This is a genomic window from Ktedonospora formicarum (genome assembly GCF_016587355.1).
GTDB classification, from domain to species: domain Bacteria; phylum Chloroflexota; class Ktedonobacteria; order Ktedonobacterales; family Ktedonobacteraceae; genus Ktedonobacter; species Ktedonobacter formicarum.
Genome location: NZ_BNJF01000004.1, coordinates 759,282 through 777,853, shown reverse-complemented (window position 1 = coordinate 777,853; position 18,572 = coordinate 759,282). Strand labels below are relative to the sequence as shown.

Below are 18,572 nucleotides of genomic sequence, written 5' to 3'. Positions count from 1 at the left end.
TGCAGATATGAGTTTGAGCATTGGTAAGACCAACGAAGTGACACCTGCTCCAAAGAAGGGCGTCATGCCCGCGAAGCTTGCTGGCAATACTCTCTGGTACATCGTGGTTATCGGCCTGAGCATTGCCATGCTGTTTCCCCTTCTGTGGATGATTACTATTGCTTTGAAGAGCAATAACGACATCTACAAGATTCCGCCGGAGTTCTGGCCAAAGGAGTTTCATCTCGAGAACTTTCTTCTGGGCGCACAGAGTATCAATTTTGGTCAACTTTTCCTCAATACCGCCACTATTAGCATCGTGAACACACTTGGCTCGGTCATGAGCTCGATGCTTGTGGGCTATGGACTCTCACGTATTCGCTTCCCTGGACGCAAACTCTGGTTCTATCTGTTCGTGGGAAGTATGATGCTCCCTGGCATTGTCGGCCTGATTCCGCTGTTCCACCTGTATTCCGACATTGGCTGGTATGATACCTGGTTCCCACTCATCGCGCCAGCGTTCTTTGGGAATCCATTCTATATCTTTCTGGCACGCCAGTATTATATGAGCATCCCGACCTCACTCGACGAGGCTGCGCGCATCGATGGCGCGAGCCACTGGACAATCTTCACACGCATCATGGTCCCGCTGACACGCCCGGTCTGGATTACGATGATCATCATGTCCTTCACAGCGTCATGGAATGATTATCTCAATCCCCTGGTCTATCTCTACACTGATAGCAAGTGGACACTATCGCTTGGTATGGCAACCTTTGCTGGCTCCTTCGCGGGAGTCGCGACCACAAAGTGGAACTACTACATGGCGTCCAACCTGCTGTATATGCTGCCGCCGTTGATTATCTTCTTTATCGCCCAGCGCTACTTTATGCAGGGTTTGGGATCACTCGGCAATTCCGCGCGGGAGAAGTAACACTCGAAATATCACGTACCCCTCTCCGCTTTGATTGAGAAGACAACGTTGTCTTTATCGGTTGAAGCGATATATAGATATACTTCACGGCAACCTCTATTTCTACCCACAAAGGAGTATTAAGATGACCAAACGAAGGTCTTTCAAGACATTGCTGGTCTTGCTGCTCTCGCTACTCTTGCTGTTGAGCATCGCGGCCTGCGGGGGCTCTGGCAGCAGTAGTGATAACACGGTCACCATCATGACCTGGGAAAGTAACGACACCAACAAGCTTATTGATGAGGCGCTCAAGAAGTTCATGCAGCAGAATCCTGACATCAAGGTTGAGCGCATTCCCTCGCCCAATAGCGACTATGGGCAGAAGCTCAGTTCGCTGGTGCTGGCGAAGAAGTTGCCTGACATCTTCTGGGCCGGGAATGATACCGAGCAGCAGTATGGCGCGCAGGGTCTCCTCTACGACTGGAACAGCAAGGCCAACGGTTCCTCCAATAGCATCGACATGACGAAGTTCGCGCCCAACTCACTTGAGAACTGGAAAACTAGCAACAAGCTTTACGGCCTGCCTACATTGATGAACACCTATGGTGTCTGGTATAACGAAGATCTCTTCAAACAGGCGGGGCTTCCACTGCCCAAGGCTCGCTGGACGTATGAAGAGATGTTCCACGATGCCCAGGTTTTGACGCAGAAAAGTGGGAACAAGGTCACGCGCTATGGCCTGTGGAGCCCACCTGCTGATCCCTTCTCGGTCAACAACTGCGCGGTTTCCGCTGGCGGCACGCCATTTGAGGATAAGATCCTCAACCCCACCAGCGTAACTGCCAGCCCGGAGTTCTTGCAGTGCGCCAAAATGATTGCCGATGCTACCCAGAATGGTTGGGTGACACCTCCAGGTTACGCGACCGATAGCGAGCAGGAAGGCTTCGCGGCGGGCAAGATTCCAATGTTCTATGGCGGTCAGTGGTTCGCGCCGGGCTTCTTGCAAGCCAAGCCAGGCTTCAAGTATGGCTTCGCGCCTCTGCCCCAGGTCAAGGACAGCGTGACGATTTATGACGCCGTTGGCATCAGTTCGCCAACCTATGTCAAGAATCCCGATACTACCTGGAAGGTGATGCAGTTCCTGGCCTCAACGGCCTGGGAGACCGTTCTTCCCGGCTCGCCAGTCGCGCCACCAGCCTATGTGCCTTCCTCCACACCCTACTTCGATACGCTGAAAACGAATGGTCTAAGTGATGTCGCGGACTCGGTGAACTATTCCCTGAATACGGAGAAGAAAGTGGGCATCCGCTTTATATCCCCCTGGTCCGCCAAGGCTGGCGATATCATTACCGCCAACTGGAACGATGTCCTGCTTGGCAAGAAACCGCTTGATAGCGGCACGCAGCAGATGGTTCAGCAGCTGAACGATCTCATTAAGCAGAGCTAATAAGCTCTCTGCGGGGAACGTCCGGCCTCTTTGGATGGAAAGCCGGACCTCTCCTTCCTGCTACAGAGACGAACGAACGTCACGAACCAGAAACCCCGACGAACACATGAGCGCCTACAAACTTTGCCGTTCTTTATTGACACCAACAAGGGAGTTTGGCATGTCTACGCAACGTTTTCGCGGCCATATCATGAGTATCGCTCTCCTTGTCTGTATGCTTGTCACGAGCATAGGATTTGCTCTGACACCACGCCAGGCGAAGGCAGCGGGTAATTATCACTCTTACGCCGATGCCAGCGCCTCCGTCCTACAAAGCTGGTACAACAGCTCAAATGGGCTTTTCAATGGTATCGGCTGGTGGAACTCAGCGAACGCGCTAGGAACTATCATCGACTACTCGGCGCGCGCAGGCTCCACAGCGTATACCAGCGACATCTCGACAACCTATAGCAAGAACGCAAGCGGAAATTTTTTGAACGACTATTATGATGATGAGGGCTGGTGGGCCTTGACCTGGGTCAAAGCGTATGACCTCACAGGCGACAGTCGCTACCTGAGCATGGCAAAGACCATTTTCTCGGATATGGCTGGCGGCTGGGATAGCACCTGTGGAGGCGGCGTATGGTGGAGCAAGAGTCGCACATACAAGAACGCGATTCCCAACGAGCTGTTCCTCGCGCTCGCGGCGAAGCTGCACCAGCGCACTCCTGGCGATAGCGGTAGCGGTAGCTATATCGATTGGGCAAATCGCGAATGGGGCTGGTTCAATAATAGCGGCATGATAAATGGATCGAATCTTGTCAATGATGGTCTGGATAGCTCATGTCACAACAATGGACAAACCACCTGGACCTACAATCAGGGGGTGATTCTGGGTGGTCTGGTCGATATGTACAAGATCACAAATACAGCATCCTATCTCACTGAAGCGGAGGCCATCGCCGACGCTGCGACCAGTACATTGACAAGAAATGGCATTCTCAAGGAGCCCTGTGAACCCTCAAACTGTGGCGGAGATGGTCCGCAGTTCAAGGGCATCTTTATGCGCAACCTGTCCTATCTCTACGAAACGGAGAACAAGCAGGCATATAAGAGCTTTATCACGCAAAATGCGGACTCGATCTGGAACAATAACCGCAATAGCTCTAGCCAGTTAGGTTTGTTGTGGTATGGTCCCTTCGATAGTGCGGACGCCACGCGGCAGAGCTCGGCCCAGGATGCGCTGAACGCGGCTATCCCCTTTAGCACAACAAGCAATGTCGCGCTGAACAGGCCAGCCACTGCCAATGGTTCCTGTACCGCCTCCGAGACACCCAATAAGGCGGTCGATGGTAGCGTGACCAACAATAGTAAATGGTGCTCTGGCGCCACTAATGGGCAGTACTGGTTACAAATTGATCTAGGTTCAAGTTATGCAATCAGCAGCTTTACCATCAAGCACGCGGGGGAGGAGGAGAAAATACAGCCTGGAATACCAGGGACTTCACGCTTCAACTGAGTACAAATGGCTCAAGTTGGAGCACAGTCGTAATGGTAACGGGCAATACGGCCAGTATCACGACCCATCCCATCGCTACGACGAGCGCCCGCTACGTCAAACTGAACATCACCAATCCGCAGAGCGACCCCAACTTTATCGCGGCACGTATCTACGAATTGGAGGTGTACGCGAGCTAGCGCATCTTAAACGGCGGTGACTGGCTCTCTTATAAGCATGAGCCAGTCACCTGTGCGGGCAAGTGGAAGAGTTTTATCATGTATAGCGCTCCATCCCCTATTTCATGAGGAAGGAAACCCACGGAACGTGTATCAATATCCAGCGATTGCGGCATTGATCGACGATGTGACTCAAAAGCTTGAGAGGCTTGATCAGGTTTTGCCATCCGCCTATCCGTCTCGACTACACGAGATGTTCACACAGTGCTATCCCAATACCCTGACAACCACCGTTGAATTGCTTGAAGATGGAACGACATTTGTGGTGACAGGCGACATCCCCGCCATGTGGCTACGGGACTCCTCGGCCCAGGTCAATCCCTATATTCACCTCGCGAAAGAGGATCAGGCTTTACAGCGTATGCTGCGCGGACTGATCCAGCGACAGGCACAATACATCTTGCTCGATCCTTATGCAAATGCTTTCAATCGTGAACCAAATGGACAGGGACATAAAGGCGATCAGCCACCAGCAGGCCTCTGGGTGTGGGAGCGCAAGTTCGAACTCGACTCACTCTGTTATCCTATTAAGCTTTGCTATCGCTACTGGCAACATACAGGCGATATGAGCATTTTTAATGAGAGCGTGCACACGATGTTGCGCAAGGTTGTTGAAATTATGCGTATAGAGCAGCATCATGATACACGCTCCTCATATACTTTTGAGCGCCCTGATCCACTTTTACCGTCTGATACCTTACCACGTAAAGGACGTGGCACGCCTACCCCCTATACGGGTATGGTCTGGTCGGGCTTTCGGCCAAGCGATGATGCCTGCAAGTACGGCTACCTTATTCCCGCGAACATGTTCGCCGTCGTGGTGCTTGGTTACGCCAGCGAGATTGCACGTATACAGTATCAGGATGAGTCGCTGGCACAGGAAGCCGAGGCGCTCTGCCAAGAGATCGAGTCCGCAATAGAGACCTATGGAATTGTCGAGCATCCGCGCTACGGACGCATCTATGCCTACGAAACGGACGGCTATGGCAACTATAATCTCATGGATGATGCCAACGTACCGAGCCTGCTCTCCATCCCCTATCTTGGATATCGCCCCATGGATGACGCGCTCTACCAGAATACGCGCCGCTTCGTGCTCAGTAGCGACAATCCTTATTACTATGAAGGCAAATACGCTTACGGCATTGGTAGCCCCCATACTCCCAACGGTTACATCTGGCCCATCGCACTCAGCATGAGTGGCCTGACCACCACCGATCCCACTGAGCAGCAGAAAATAGCGGCCTTACTGGTCAATACCACAGCGAACACGGGCTATATGCACGAGAGCTTTCATCCCGACGATCCCCAGCACTTTACACGCCCCTGGTTCGCCTGGGCCAACAGCCTCTTCGGTGAGTTTGTGCAATCTTTTGTCACCAACCTGCCCACGTCCCTGGCACCAGAGCGTCGCAAGCCATAAGCGGGTTCCGAGCATGAAATGGGATAACATTGATGCAATTCTCTTTGGGCAGGTCATTCGAGATAGGCTGGTACTTAGGAATCCGCAATGGTTCTCTCATATGTATCTGCCTTCCTTGGAGGACGCGTTGATGGCGGAACTACCAGCGTATTTTGGTCTTTGCTAGCTATCAGATAAGCGTAACAGATGAGCGTCACTACAAGTTCCAGACTTGGCCTGCGGAAATGGGAACGCTCGCAAGAGTCTGAAAGCTGCCTATGTCGCTGAAATCACCGTCATTCTTTCAGCGACATAGGGCACCTGAGTGCTCCCCGTGCTAAAGCAGTGGGGGTTCCAGAGATTCGGCCCACGCTTCCAGTTCTTCTCCCTCAAGGAGAAGAACTGGCTCTAATGGAGGTTCCTCTGAACTTTTGGGCAGACGCACTCTGGCTCGGGTCAGACCCAAGCTTTGGGGCAGGACCTGCCCCTCTCTCGCACGTTGGATGAGACACTCGTGTGCTGCCCGCAGGCGCGCCTCCGCACCTTCCCAATACGCCTGGTATCGGGCACACGAGGGGATGGGATCTGCTGGATTAAGGTAGGCGGCAAGAAATGCTGAGTAGAGATCGCGCTGCACGGGGCCGATCCCGCATTCGCACTGATGCCAGCGCTGAGAGAGCGGTTTCTTGACCTTCTTGCCACAGCCATGACACCACTGACTCAGTGCCGTGGTGCGTGTGGGGACTTCTACCAGGATGCCGCCCGTGCTTGCAACCCCCAAAGGGGGCACGGCGGTGCGTCTCAACAGTTCCACAAACATCCCTGGGGCTCGCAGTCCCACGCTCTTGCCATAGGTTTTTTGCCATGCCTTATAGGAAATCTTTTCGAGGATGATGGTCTTGCCCAGCGCCATCACCTCATGGACGTTACGGCCATGGAGGCTCTTGCGGTGTGCTGCCAGCTTGCGCTCCTTGCTCGCCTTGCGTCGTCGGGTGGCCTGGTAGCGCTTGCTCTGCTTCCACCGCAGCTTCTTCCCCTGTTTCTTGAGACGTCCCTTCTCGTCGTAGTGCTCTGGGTTGGCAGCTCGCCGCTGCCGATCCATCTGTCGCTGCAGACGACGAATGGCTTTGGCATCAGGGGCCAGTTCGGCGCAGAACACCTCCAGGCTGGCTTCTCCTTCCTGAGGAACAAGTGCCAGGGTGGAGGGACCAAGATCAGCGCCAACGACTCCTTGCCCAACGGTGTGTTTGGGCTTGTGGTGGGGCGTGCCCTCCAGGACGAGTTGCACACAGTAGCGGTTCCCTTCTGCATCGGCGCCTGCTGCTCTCTTGCTGCTGGCGGGACGCTGGAGGAGACGGGCGTACTTGATGCGATGCCTGAGCCCATGAGCCACCACTTCATCCTGCCAATCAATGAGGGCTGGCAACTGATCTCCGTTCCAGAGGAGGAACCCCGCATTTCCGGCTTCGGGAGGCTGCAGGACAAAGCGTAGGCCGGTGTCATTGCGCTTGTTCTCGATGCTGCAGAAGCCTCGCCCTCGGCTCTTGAACCGCACGCGTTTGGCCTTGCCGAGGCAGACACGATTGAGAGCACGGTAGGCGCGGCTCGCCAGGGTTTGGGCGAGCACGGCATCGATGTGCTCGGCAATCCACCCAACGCGCAAGCCTTTGACCGCTTGATGCAGGGCGGTTTCGGTGAAGCCATGAGCTGTGCGCAAGGCGGAGAACGCCGCCGCTCGCTCCGCCTTGTGGGTGCGAGGAAGGGAGCGGGCCTCGTGCCAGACGGGATCAGCCCGCATGCGGCGCAGGCGCTTCTGCCCCTCGGAAAGGATGGCATTGTAGAGCTGTCGGGCCGCTTCCAGATGGGCGCGCACCTGCTTGGCTTGCCCGGCGTTCACCACGAGAGGCAGTTCCAGCAGGAAGGTGGGTGTACGGATCTTGGTTGCTTGTGTGTGGTTGCTTGCAGCCTGACGCATCATCGTCCCATCTCTCCTGTGCATGACGCTTTGTGCCTAGACCATGTGTTCCATATGATAGCAGCATGCTGATCTCTCGTCAAGTGCCCCACCATCCGCTGTTGTGAGGATCCGCCCCTCCCCTGCGCCTTTCAAGGAACGGTGATGCATCCCTGCCATCAATGAGCAGGGCTTTCTCGCTCGCATTCTTGTAAGCACGCGTATGCAAGATCCGTCTCCTTGTATGAGTCAGATCCTATGGACGAGGATGATTTTCTCTTGATGAGCCTCCTCGATAAACAGATCGTCCAAACCAGGCTCCGTTTGTGGCCTGTCATCTCCAGTGCTTTATGTGCTCACGAGGAGCATTAGCGGCGACATTGATATATACCTTCTTGGGAAAACATGTATGGCAGAAAATATATTTTGTTTCGTTTCTCTCAAAAGAATATGGTATTTTTTGCGGCTCCCATCTGCGGCAATCAAGGAGCATTGGTGATGATTCACATCCGTTCTCACAGAGGTTCCAAGGGAGACAAAGGGGCGGCTCCTTGGGCGTGTCTCCTGCTCTTATCAGCTTGTGCTGGCTCCTCTTCCAGTATTGGCGAGAACGCGTCATCAGCTACTGATACCAACGCGCACTCTGTGGTATAATCAGAGAGGGAAAATATCGAACTGGCTCTTGAAGCTCGCTGATGAAATAGACAATGCAGGGGTCTCCCTTTCCAAGTGAAAGGGGTAGCGTTTGTGCGGATGTCTCAAGACAGCAGCTCACTTCTCACATTTCCTCCTCTCTTGGTCTGAACTACACTCGCTCACTTCCTCTGCATTCGCTGCGACCAATACCTTCAGAAATTGACATGTCACGTGCCGGTATGCGTTCCCCTCTATCTTGATCACAGATGGTACCATCTCTACATTTATTGATAAGGAAAAAAGAAGTCATGTGTTATGATGACAGCGCTCGCCCTCCGCTGCCAGCGAGGGTCACTGGGAAGGCGCATGGTGAAGATATCGTCTTGACAGCTGCTGATGGCAATCATTTTGCAGCCTATTTTGCTCGTCCTGAAGCACCGGCAAAAGGCCAGGTGCTCATTTATCCTGATGTTCGTGGCTTGCATCAGTTTTACAAAGAATTGGCTCTGCGTTTCGCCGAGATTGGTCTCTCGGCTCTTGCCCTTGATTATTTTGGACGCACAGCAGGGGTGACCTCACGTCATGAAGGGTTTGAATGGATGCCACACATCCAACACATGCAACTGGAAACCTTCTTCTTGGACGTGAAAGCTGCGCTTGACTATGTACGCGAACAAGGGAACAAGGGAGAAGCGACCTTTCCAGTTGGCTTTTGCATAGGTGGGGCTTTCTCATTCCTGTCTGGTACACAGCAAGCATTTGAGCTTGCTGGAAGTATTTCCTTCTATGGGGGTCTGCCTAAGGTATTTCCTGAAGCAGGAGCCATGTTGGATCAGATCGAGAATATAACGTGTCCCGTGCTTGGCCTGTTTGGAAGCGCAGATCAAAACATTCCAGTAGAAACTGTGCGGACGCTCGAAGCGAGGCTCAATGCAATAGGCCTGGAAAATCACATTATTGTGTATGAGGGCGCTCCTCATGGCTTCTTTGATCAACTTGCCAGCGAGTATGCAGCCATTTCTGCGGATGCCTGGAAGCAGATTCAGAACTTTATCGCAGCCCATTCCTAAGGCTTTGAGCGCGAGAGACGGGATGTTGCTAATGAAGGCGACGTCATTGGGTTTGACCTCTTGATCAAGCGACTGGCGACCCTCTCGGATGGATGCACCTTCGAGAACCCCAGGGCGCTGCGCAAGAAGATCACGATGTTACAACGCACGTCGCGATGCCATCGCCGCAAGACCAAAGGATCGCAATCGCCAGAAAGCGCGCAGTGCCTCTCGCGGATGCATGCCCGCATCGCCAACGTGCGCCAAGATACCTTGCACGCGCGCGACCGCTCAGATCGTGGCGAGAACCCGCGCCCGATCAAGAGCGACCGCGTGTGATCGTCCTCGAGGGTGCACACATTGCAGGCATGCTCAAGAATCGCAGGTTGGCTCAAGCCATCGCCGATGTGGGCATGTACGAGTTCAAGCGGCAGATCCTCTACAAAGCCGAACAGGCAGGGGTGCAGGTGCTGCTGCCCTCCCGCTGTAAACCCTCCTCAAAAACCTGTTCGTGGTGTGGCTGAGTCAATGAGGTGCTGACGATTCCTGATCGGGTCTTTGTCTTCCTGGAGTGTGGAAACGTGCAAGATCGAGATGACAACGCCGCCAAAAATCTCGCGGCGTTGGCACAATGAACACGGAGTACCGCACGTTCTGCGGGAATTGATGCCTGTGGAGCAGGTGGAAGACGAGCGAAAGGCTTGCTCTCTGCATTGAAGCAGGAACCGAACACGAAATGTGGCCTATCCATGTTTGGGTCAGTTTCGGAGAACGGTAGGAAGATCCCAATCGCGGTTGAGCCATTCGCCGCGCCGCCACCACCGTCGCATTCCTGCGCAGCCAGCGCATTCCACGCTATTTCATACTCCGATTGATTACCTGGAGACCGCCCGTTCGATGATCTCACTGCCTTCTGGATACCCCTTCTGTTTCCACTGCTCATAGGACCCGATCCACGCTCGTTGCTTCTGCAGGTATGTGGTTGCTTGCCACAAGGAAACGAGGTTCTGGAAAGGCTGCCCTGCCAGTTTCCTTAGCCAGTGTGTGCGTTGGGACTGAGCTTCGCCGACCCCTCCATTTCATAACCACGTGCTCAATTGACTCACTTAATACCTCTGTTCTTCTTGAGAACGCTATGTCCCCACGGCGTTGGCGGCTTTGCGCACTGTTCGCCACAGGTGTGGCCAATCCAAGATCTGCTCAGCATGAGAAAATGCATGCTGGCTTCCTTTAAAGCGTCAAATGTACAGGAAAGCAAGCTTACATACATTTCGTAAGTGGATACTGCAATGCTCCTGATGAAAGCTTCTAAGACGAACATGTCCCCAAATCATCAAGCTGTCGGAAGATCCATGATGCTTGAAAGGGGGGCGCACTCGAATCTTGCTCACTTCTCGAATCTTGCTTCGAGAAGTGAGCAAGATTCGAGAAGTTTTTTTCTTTTCCCTGCCGTATACTCTTGACATGCAAGTATGTACTTGCATATGCTCTTGCTATGGACGTACTTTTTAAGGCACTTGCAGATCAGACGAGAAGGACGATTCTCGATGAGCTTTCTGATCGCGATGGACAGACCTTGTTCGAGCTGTGTTCGCGCTTGCTGATGCGACACCAAATAGCATCAACACGGCAAGCGATATCGCAGCACCTGGCGATCCTGGAGGCCGCCAATTTGGTGACGGTCAAACGCCAGGGACGATATAAGTTCCATTACATCAACACGGAACCATTACATGCCATTGTGCAACGTTGGATGGAAAAAAAGAAGGAGGATGCATGAGGATTTACATCACGAGCATTCCGATAGCTGACTACAACCAGGCCCTGACCTTCTACACCCAGATACTGGGATTTCAAAAGAAGAGGGACATCGAATTGGGCGGAGGCGCGCGCTTTCTGACCGTGGTGTCTCCAGAAGATCCTGATGGCCCAGAGCTCCTGCTGGAGCCGAATGCAGACTACCCTGCCATGAAAGCTTTGCGCGAAGTATTAGCAGAAGATGGGATTCCCATTACCTCGTTTGCGGTCGATGATGTTCAGGCTGAGTATGAGCGCCTGCAGAAGTTGGGGGTGATCTTTACCCAAGAGCCGCTCAGCCAGGGCGGACCGACGACGGCCGTCTTTGACGATACCAATGGCAATCTTCTTCAAATTGTCGAGTTGAAGAAGGGAGCCTAATGGAAGGCAACAAAAATCGAATCTGGCTTCTGTGCTGATCCGATTCAAATGGCCTGTTGTCCAGGTTCCGCCACATCGGGAAGCTGGAGTTGCATACTATCTAGCTTCCCGATGTGGCTTTTTTCGCGCTGCGTCGTCAGGAAATTTCAGGAAAGCAGCCATTCATCATGTCCAAGTGTCCATAGCTTGAGCTGTGGTGACTGATGGCCTGTCTCGATGAGACGCGGATTTTTCACGCGCTCGATGTGTTTATTATTGCGCCTGTAACACGGCTAATATGTTTCCAGCAGGGTCTTTAAACCAAGCTATATCGGGCCCCATCTTGTGAGAGATGCCGCGCATGATGCCCTTCTCATCTTGCACCATTCCTTCATAGCGCTCAAAGCGAACGCTTCGGCTTTTGAGTTCATCAACCGCAGCATCGATGTCATCAACGACAAAATCTAGCATCGTGAACGTTGCTGGCTGGTGATTGTCTTTGGGATAGGCAAACGCTGTGCCCCCGCCAGGCAAATGAAGCCGGAGGCCGCCGCCCTCTTCGACCACGTGTAGCCCTAGAGCTTGAGTATAAAATGCTTTAGCTTCTGCCAGATCATTCACTGAGAACCCGCTAAATGCTGTTTTTGGTTGAAACATATCTCTCTCCTTGGTATTTGCAGTACGTTTTCCTTCGATCTCTGTATATGATTATTTTTGCATTTTGCAAGTAGAAACAGAATACTCCTGGTGAGCAGAAAAAAACTTCTCGAATCTTGCCCTTCTGCAGACGAAGAAGAGATGCTTTCAACGGAATAATTGCCCAAAAATCAGCAGTACACGAGCAGACACGAGCAGAGAGATGAATCTGTTGTAGAATATGGAGAAGAGGAGGTGCACTTGGGAAGTTATCAGTCAGAGAGTCGCTATTACCTGCATGTGCAGTTGGTTGGGATTGAGCCACCGATCTGGCGCAAAATGGTCGTGCCTGGCGCTATAAGCCTTCATACGCTTCATAAAATGCTTCAAGTCGTCATGGGGTGGGAGAATTCGCATCTGTATGTGTTCCGGCTCATTATCAATAAGAAGACAACCGTGTATGGGCTTCCTGATCCTGAGTGGGAGGATACAGGCATACGCATCAGGGATAGTCGACGCACCAAGCTCGATGCGACGGTCTGGGCCGAGTGGCTGACGTTGACATACGAGTATGACCTGGGCGATAGCTGGATGCATCAGGTGACGATTGAAAAGATTGAGCATCTCGAAGATGAGCATGTGAATGAGGATGCTTTCTGGATGACACCTCGTTGTCTGGCTGGTGAACGGGCCTGTCCTCCAGAGGATGCTGGTGGGATAGGTGATTACACTGATTTGCTCGAGGCATTGCAGCATCTGAAGCATCCTGAGCACACACGTTTGCGTCAGTGGACTGGCGCGTCTTACGACCCTGGGCTCTTTTCTGTCCAACAGGCCAATTCAGCGCTGGCGATCCTTGAATGAGAGAACCGCCTAATTTGCATTGACTTCGCGTGTTTGCTGCTGGCTTGCTAGATTGACGAAGAAAAGGTGTGTTCGTATTGATTGTTGCCAGCAGTCCACCAACCGCAGGGCCAATGAGAGAACCAACATTTGCTGCATTGCCCAACAAGCCAAAGTACTTGTCAGCTGGCCGCCTATCTAATTCTGTGACTACTCCCCATGGCTAAAGCACTGACACTTACACACAAAAATGCGATCTTGAGAAAGAGCTCGGAAGCGATGCGTTGCAGGTGCCTCGTTTTTCCCCACGCCAGAGGTGACACGCGTTCGGTGAAAACATCGCTTGTCTCGCCAAGCGAAAAGCACATCAGTGTGCATCAAGGGGTGTTTTTTTCAACACCCTTCCCTCGCATCATGCTGAGGATCTTCTGCAAACTTTCATAGTTGTGTGTAAGTGACAGGGCTAAAGCCGCCGGGGGCTTCTAGGGACAAGCCCAAGCCCTGTAGTTCCAGGGCAAGAATATTCTTTGATGCGTTGAGTCCTCGATCAAGATGTGCATGACAGCATGGACAATCTAATACCCGAAGCGACAACGGCATTTTTTGCCGATACCCACATTGGCTACAAGTCTGGCTTGTATAGCAGGGTGGGTTTGACTTCGATGAACTGTCTGCCAGCTTCTTCCGTTTTGCACGACAGTTGAGCAAAGAATGCCGACCACGCCGCATCTGCAATGTTCTTTGCGAGGCAGTGGTTATGCACCATCCGATTGACTTCCAAGTCTTCCACACAGATGATGTCAAACGTATCAATGATGGAGCGAGACTGCTGATGCGTGAAGTTTTCATGTCGCCATTTGGCACGTTCATAAACACGTGCTACGACCTTACAGAATACAACTGCATGTGGTCATAGTCGATATGAGTGATGCCCGGGAGTGACAATTCATCAGGTGGATAGTATATCTCTCCATGTATCACCTGTCTGCGAGATGGGTTATGCATCGGGCCTGCGCAACGTTCCAGCTCCCCAGATTTCGGCAACGCGTCCGTTTTCGATGCGAAAAATCTCCAGAATGAGAGGGAGAGGCTCTCCCGGAGGCATGGGAACGCCGTGAACGGTGACTCGTAGCGCGACTTTGTCGCCTTCAGCAATCAGATCTTCGACGACGAAGCGTCTCTGGGGGAAGGTGGCAAAGGCGTTGGCCACAGCTGCTCTCGCGCGCTCGATGCCAACTTCTCCCATGGCATGCCTGATAATGTGTGGATCAAAGAGTTCGTCCAAGGTCGCGAGATCCTGCCTGTTAATGGCTTCATAGACACGAGAAGCCAAAGTCTTGTTGTCTGTTGCTGTCATACCACATCTCCTGCGAATGATGCTTGTCTTTTTGATTGATTGCTTGTGTGCTGCCCATGCACTTATGGTTGCTTGCCCTGAAGTGTGCGTATGTTGGCGCGTACGTGTTGGAGAACGCGTAGCGCCGTCTCTTGCTCTTCTTTGGAGATATCAGCAAGGAGCCGTGTCTGAAAGAGGCGGTGTGCCGTGCTCAGGGCTGCAACGGTTTGTTGACCAGAGCCCGTCAAAGAGACGAGCGTGTAGCGATTATCTTGGGGATCGAGGCGACGGCTAAGTACTCCTTCGGACTCAAACTGCTTGACCAGACGAGTAATCGTGGCTCCATCAATGGCTAAGTGGTGCTGTAAAGCAGCATGGCTCATCTCGCCGAGCTCGGACAACAGAATCAGCAGTTGCCGTCGGAGCTGACTCATGCCAACATGACTATCAAAGGCGTGTCTGGATTCAGAACAGACAGTCGCCAATTGTTGAAAGAAGGTATCCTCAAGAACATCCATTTGTCTTGCCTCCGAGTTCTCTATAATTTTCCCGCTTTGGGAGTAGGTGGTACCTTTTTTTATTTATATCATCAACTATTGATAATGTCAATGGTTGATATTATCAATAATGTGTGCCCTGGTCTTTTTGACTCCAGAGACATGCGTATGTTTGAGGAGTGACCGTTGCTTTGTAAGAAGATGATTCCTTGTCCCACGTGTTGCGCAACGAGTTAAGCTCAAGTAAAGAGATGAAGAGAAGACCGCCCCATTGACCCCGCATCGGAACAATTGTCGAGAAGAACGCTGCTGATCGAAAGGTGTCAATGGAAGAAAAGCGGTCAGACCAGATGGCTTTGAAGGAAGAAACACCATCCGTGGCGGTCAGTTAGGCCGTGGCAAGGAGATCAAAGCCGAAAGAGGAAGCAAAGGTGGCTGGCAGTCCGTGAAACGTGACAACCAGTTGGGGAGCGTCCGAGGGACGGACATGCGCGCCAGACGTTGGTCCCAGGAGAGACGCCAATGCGCAAGCTCAGTTCGGGTCAACACCTTTTTAACAGGTACAAGGGCTTTAGATGGTGGGGGCTGGGAGGAGCTTTCCTGGAAGATGGTTTTGGCTGCGAATAACCTTGAGCCAGGTACGCTGAATGCCACAGCGTGGTCAGTCGAGCCCACAGCACAGGTGCAGAAGGTGGCGGTGCTGTGGCTGAGTCAGGAGGAGGCGAGGTATCTGATTGAGAGGAGGCGAGAGCGGCCACAACACTGCGCTCACCCGTCGTGGTTTATGCGTTGTGCTGCTCCCTTGACATTGCGCACGCAAAGGGCAGGAACAGCAATGACTAATGTGTGCGGCATACAAGATCCGTAGGGAGCCATTGTGCTCAGGACGCCGCTCCTGGGGATAGAGCGGGTGGCGAGCAGGACAGAGCCGCATTCCATCGGGTTACGGAGTGAACGCGGAGCCGGGAAAGCCCCGAGTAAAGGAAGGATGTGCCCATTGGGGAGGGACATAGATGACTGCAGGCATGGGCTCCTTCGCTGGCTTAGGCTCGTCGGTCGAGAGAGACTCAACCTTAAGGGCTGGAGCCAATTCGGTCGTGCACAGTTCGGTTGGAGAGAGATGTTATCCCAGCTCTGCTGGTTCCAATCCCTGAGATGGGAGAAAGCCTATTTAGACTGGTAGTGAACGTATTGCCTGTAGAATAGCTTCAATGATGTTAGGATAGGCGGCACAACGGCACAGGTTCCCACTCATAAATTCCTGGATTTCAGCAGAGGAACTGGTATGCCCCTGGTCCACGCATGCAATTGCAGACATAATCTGGCCTGCTGTGCAGTAGCCACACTGAAAGGCATCCTGGTCTATGAACGCCTGCTGCATCGGGTGAAGTTCACCATCAACTCCAGCAATGCCTTCAATAGTTGTGATTTCTTGCCCCTGGATCATTACAGCAAGCATCAGGCACGAGAGCATCGGCATTCCATCAACAAACACTGTACAGGCTCCACACTGCCCATGGTCGCACCCTTTTTTTGTGCCAGTGAGACCAATTTGCTCGCGGATTGCATCCAGGAGTGTTGTGCGCACGTCGAGCGTAATGTGATAGTCTCTCCCGTTCACACGTAAGACGTCAGCTATGTGCTGTTGTGGGTTGGCTAGAGTCACATGGGATTGAACTGACATGTGATGCACAGAATGGTTTTTCAACAATCGTTTCCTCTCTGCTTCAGCGCATGGCTATGAGTCCTCAAGTAACGTATCCGGCGTAATTGGCAGACGACGAAGACGCTTGCCTGTTGCGTTGAAGATGGCGTTAGTGATGGCGGCGGCAATCCCGTTACAGCCCAACTCCCAATGCCCCGTGAGCCTAGCTCGCTGATATGTAGGTCTGGAACATTGAGGGCTTCAATCAGGATCTCCGGCGTGTCTGCGCAGCTTGGGAAATGATAGTCGGCGAGATTACGGACGACGGGGAGACCACTGTGAGGATCGAATAAAGACTCTTCCATGAGCGTCGCGCCAAGGCCAAAGAGCATTCCTCCCATGAGCTGAGAATGAGCCGTCCTCGGATTGATGATCCGTCCAACATCATAGACCCCACACAACCGCGTGACACGAACCACACCAGTCATCTCATCGACGCGCACCTCAGCGAATACAGCTCCGAAGGAGCAGAAGGCAAACTGCTGACGCTCATCTCCCGGCTTCGCGTCACCATTGGCGACAACGGAGGGAAGCCCAGCCCGGCAGAGGATCGAGCTATATTCTTCGCCGATTGATGGATGCTCGCGTAGGTAGAGTCTCCCCTCTCTCGCATTGATTGCAGCAAGTGCGGCCTTGAAAAGAGGTGATTCATGATCACCGACTGCTCTCTTCTTGAGCACCATGACGACATTACGCGCAGCCTTGAACACTGCCGTTCCAACGGTGGCTGTTGTGACAGAGCCGTGCGTCGAGGGGGCAGCAGGGAAGGTCGTGTCACCCAATTCAAAATGGACTTGGTCGATGGGGAGATCGAGTCCATCGGCAGCAATCTGTCGAAAAATCGTATATGCGCCATTGCCTATCTCATGCGTGGCGCTACGCACCAGGGCGCTACCGTTAGCGAAAATGGTGGCTTGCGCAGATGCCTCTGAACACTCTGAAGGAAGCATCGTGCTTGCCATACCAGTGCCAATCAGATGCCTGCCAACTTGCGTCAAGCGTGGCCTTGGATTGTGCGCCTCCCATCCGAACAAGACCTTCCCTCGTGCATAGCATTCCCGAAGTCTTTTGCTTGAAAAGGGGAGGCCATCGACCGGGCTTGTTTCTGCATAGTTCCTGAGACGCAGTTCAATGGGATCAATCTCCAGTTCGCTTGCTAATTCATCCAGTATGCATTCCAGCGCCCAACTGCCTATCTGAAAGCCTGGTCCTCGCATCACTGTAGGCGAGGGGAGATTGAGATAAGAGAGCCGATTTGAATAGCCTATGTTTGCGACATCATACATCATGCGCGTCATACGTGCTCCAGGCTCTATATAGCCGCTCACTGGAGATGAATGTGTGCGCGAATCATGAATGAGCCCTGAAATCTTGCCACCCCATGATGCGCCAAGGCTGAGAGTCTGCTTTGTTGCAGGTCGATGACCAGCCACAGCATACATTTGCTGACGGCGCCACTCGATTTTGACAGGGCGCTGTGCAACGCGCGCAACGAGGGCTGCCAACACCGGATTGAAGAAGGACCAGGCCTTGGAGCCAAATGCCCCTCCAATGTAATGCGCGATGATTCTGATATTTGCCATGGGCATATCAAAGCAGTGAGCCATAACATTGCGCAACGTGTCTAACGCGCGCGTCGTATCGTAGAGGGTAAGGTAGTTCTCTCCATCTCGTCTCTCCCACATCGCAATGGTGGCAAGCAGTTCAATAGGATTGTGATGACAAATAGAAGAGTGGTACTCCCTCGATAGCTGTACCGGTGCCTCCTCGATAGCTGCATGCGCATCGTTCGCGCTCTTCTGCAATACCTCGATTCCAAGAAACTTCTCTGGGAACACCTGATGGCTTGCAGACTCCATGACGAGTTCTGGCGATTGTTTGTCGTAGGTGACGTGGACGAGCGACGCAGCATACTGGGCTTGCTCTGGCGTATTGGCGACCACAACCGCAATCGACTGAGCCCCATAATAGATGGTACCATCCTGTAATGGCAGACGCGCCTCCGCTAACCCTCCCTCTCCCATGAGTTGAAAGCCTTCCCCTCTGTCCGGGTAAGGATGCAGACGTGGCGCATTCTCATGCGTGACAACAGCAATCACACCAGGAGCGGCGAGAGACTCCGCCGTGTCGATCTCGCGAATGGCGCCTCTGGCAATCGCACTGTCCACGACTGCTCCATACGTCACCTCTGGCACATCCCATTCTGCAGTAAAGGTTGCGGCACCTATGACTTTCAGGCGACCTTCCACGCGTGGACAAGCCCGTCCAATAGAGGTGAATGATGTCGAATCGCTCATATCTT

16 protein-coding genes and 2 pseudogenes are annotated in these 18,572 nt (G+C 52.9%); 11 read left to right on the top strand and 7 right to left on the bottom strand.

Features of this window, described 5'->3' with window-relative positions; translation table 11 throughout:
- Positions 1 to 7: 7 nt before the first annotated feature.
- The 4 genes and pseudogenes from K3T82_RS35135 (at position 8) to K3T82_RS35115 (ending at position 5,478) form a co-directional block, all read left to right on the top strand.
- The gene (locus K3T82_RS35135) at positions 8 to 913 is read left to right on the top strand and encodes a carbohydrate ABC transporter permease (RefSeq protein ID WP_220198139.1); all 906 of its coding nucleotides are present in this window, start codon (positions 8 to 10) and stop codon (positions 911 to 913) included.
- A gap of 124 nt (positions 914 to 1,037) precedes the next feature.
- Positions 1,038 to 2,339: an ABC transporter substrate-binding protein gene (locus K3T82_RS35130; RefSeq protein ID WP_220198138.1), complete on the top strand. Its 1,302-nt coding sequence runs from the start codon at positions 1,038 to 1,040 to the stop codon at positions 2,337 to 2,339.
- A 34-nt stretch (positions 2,340 to 2,373) separates the two neighbouring features.
- Positions 2,374 to 4,016, top strand: a pseudogene (locus tag K3T82_RS35125) (glycoside hydrolase family 76 protein).
- Between the two features lie 127 nt (positions 4,017 to 4,143).
- Complete coding sequence (locus K3T82_RS35115; RefSeq protein ID WP_220198136.1) at positions 4,144 to 5,478, top strand: glycoside hydrolase family 125 protein; 1,335 nt, start codon at positions 4,144 to 4,146, stop codon at positions 5,476 to 5,478.
- A 316-nt stretch (positions 5,479 to 5,794) separates the two neighbouring features.
- Here the strand turns inward: K3T82_RS35115 and K3T82_RS35110 are convergent, their stop codons facing one another.
- On the bottom strand, positions 5,795 to 7,435 hold the full coding sequence (locus tag K3T82_RS35110) for an AAA family ATPase (protein ID WP_220198135.1): 1,641 nt from the start codon (positions 7,433 to 7,435) through the stop codon (positions 5,795 to 5,797).
- A 920-nt stretch (positions 7,436 to 8,355) separates the two neighbouring features.
- Here K3T82_RS35110 and K3T82_RS35105 point away from each other — a divergent pair.
- The 5 genes and pseudogenes from K3T82_RS35105 (at position 8,356) to K3T82_RS35085 (ending at position 11,274) form a co-directional block, all read left to right on the top strand.
- Positions 8,356 to 9,117, top strand: coding sequence for a dienelactone hydrolase family protein (locus tag K3T82_RS35105; RefSeq protein ID WP_220198134.1), 762 nt, complete (start codon positions 8,356 to 8,358; stop codon positions 9,115 to 9,117).
- A gap of 30 nt (positions 9,118 to 9,147) precedes the next feature.
- Positions 9,148 to 9,435, top strand: a pseudogene (locus tag K3T82_RS35100) (transposase); the annotation flags it as partial.
- Positions 9,432 to 9,620, top strand: coding sequence for a zinc ribbon domain-containing protein (locus tag K3T82_RS35095; RefSeq protein WP_220198132.1), 189 nt, complete (start codon positions 9,432 to 9,434; stop codon positions 9,618 to 9,620). The pseudogene K3T82_RS35100 and the gene K3T82_RS35095, both read left to right, overlap by 4 nt.
- Positions 9,621 to 10,591: 971 nt before the next feature.
- Positions 10,592 to 10,876, top strand: a complete 285-nt coding sequence (locus K3T82_RS35090) for an ArsR/SmtB family transcription factor (RefSeq protein ID WP_220198131.1) — start codon at positions 10,592 to 10,594, stop codon at positions 10,874 to 10,876.
- Positions 10,873 to 11,274 carry a VOC family protein gene (locus tag K3T82_RS35085; protein ID WP_220198130.1) on the top strand — a complete coding sequence of 134 codons (402 nt, stop codon included), beginning with the start codon at positions 10,873 to 10,875 and terminating at the stop codon, positions 11,272 to 11,274. The genes K3T82_RS35090 and K3T82_RS35085 overlap by 4 nt, the downstream gene beginning before the upstream one ends.
- Positions 11,275 to 11,526: 252 nt before the next feature.
- On the opposite strand, the gene K3T82_RS35080 is transcribed toward K3T82_RS35085, so the two are convergent.
- A complete protein-coding gene (locus K3T82_RS35080; RefSeq protein WP_220198129.1) occupies positions 11,527 to 11,910 on the bottom strand; it encodes a VOC family protein in 384 nt (127 codons plus the stop codon).
- 240 nt (positions 11,911 to 12,150) lie between these two features.
- Between K3T82_RS35080 and K3T82_RS35075 the strand changes: the two genes are divergently transcribed.
- Positions 12,151 to 12,753 (top strand): plasmid pRiA4b ORF-3 family protein, encoded by a 603-nt coding sequence (locus K3T82_RS35075; protein WP_220198128.1) that lies wholly within the window; start codon positions 12,151 to 12,153, stop codon positions 12,751 to 12,753.
- Positions 12,754 to 13,170: 417 nt separating this feature from the next.
- On the opposite strand, the gene K3T82_RS50395 is transcribed toward K3T82_RS35075, so the two are convergent.
- From K3T82_RS50395 to K3T82_RS35060, 3 genes are all read right to left on the bottom strand, one after another.
- Positions 13,171 to 13,461, bottom strand: coding sequence for a zinc ribbon domain-containing protein (locus K3T82_RS50395; protein WP_220198127.1), 291 nt, complete (start codon positions 13,459 to 13,461; stop codon positions 13,171 to 13,173).
- A 268-nt stretch (positions 13,462 to 13,729) separates the two neighbouring features.
- Positions 13,730 to 14,089, bottom strand: coding sequence for an ester cyclase (locus tag K3T82_RS35065; protein WP_220198126.1), 360 nt, complete (start codon positions 14,087 to 14,089; stop codon positions 13,730 to 13,732).
- 62 nt (positions 14,090 to 14,151) lie between these two features.
- Positions 14,152 to 14,586 carry a MarR family winged helix-turn-helix transcriptional regulator gene (locus K3T82_RS35060; protein WP_220198125.1) on the bottom strand — a complete coding sequence of 145 codons (435 nt, stop codon included), beginning with the start codon at positions 14,584 to 14,586 and terminating at the stop codon, positions 14,152 to 14,154.
- Between the two features lie 424 nt (positions 14,587 to 15,010).
- Here K3T82_RS35060 and K3T82_RS35055 point away from each other — a divergent pair, with 424 nt between their 5' ends.
- Positions 15,011 to 15,433, top strand: coding sequence for a hypothetical protein (locus K3T82_RS35055; RefSeq protein ID WP_220198124.1), 423 nt, complete (start codon positions 15,011 to 15,013; stop codon positions 15,431 to 15,433).
- A gap of 303 nt (positions 15,434 to 15,736) precedes the next feature.
- On the opposite strand, the gene K3T82_RS35050 is transcribed toward K3T82_RS35055, so the two are convergent.
- The gene (locus K3T82_RS35050; protein WP_220198367.1) at positions 15,737 to 16,249 is read right to left on the bottom strand and encodes a (2Fe-2S)-binding protein; all 513 of its coding nucleotides are present in this window, start codon (positions 16,247 to 16,249) and stop codon (positions 15,737 to 15,739) included.
- 20 nt (positions 16,250 to 16,269) lie between these two features.
- Positions 16,270 to 18,567 carry a xanthine dehydrogenase family protein molybdopterin-binding subunit gene (locus tag K3T82_RS35045; protein ID WP_220198123.1) on the bottom strand — a complete coding sequence of 766 codons (2,298 nt, stop codon included), beginning with the start codon at positions 18,565 to 18,567 and terminating at the stop codon, positions 16,270 to 16,272.
- Positions 18,568 to 18,572 lie beyond the last annotated feature (5 nt).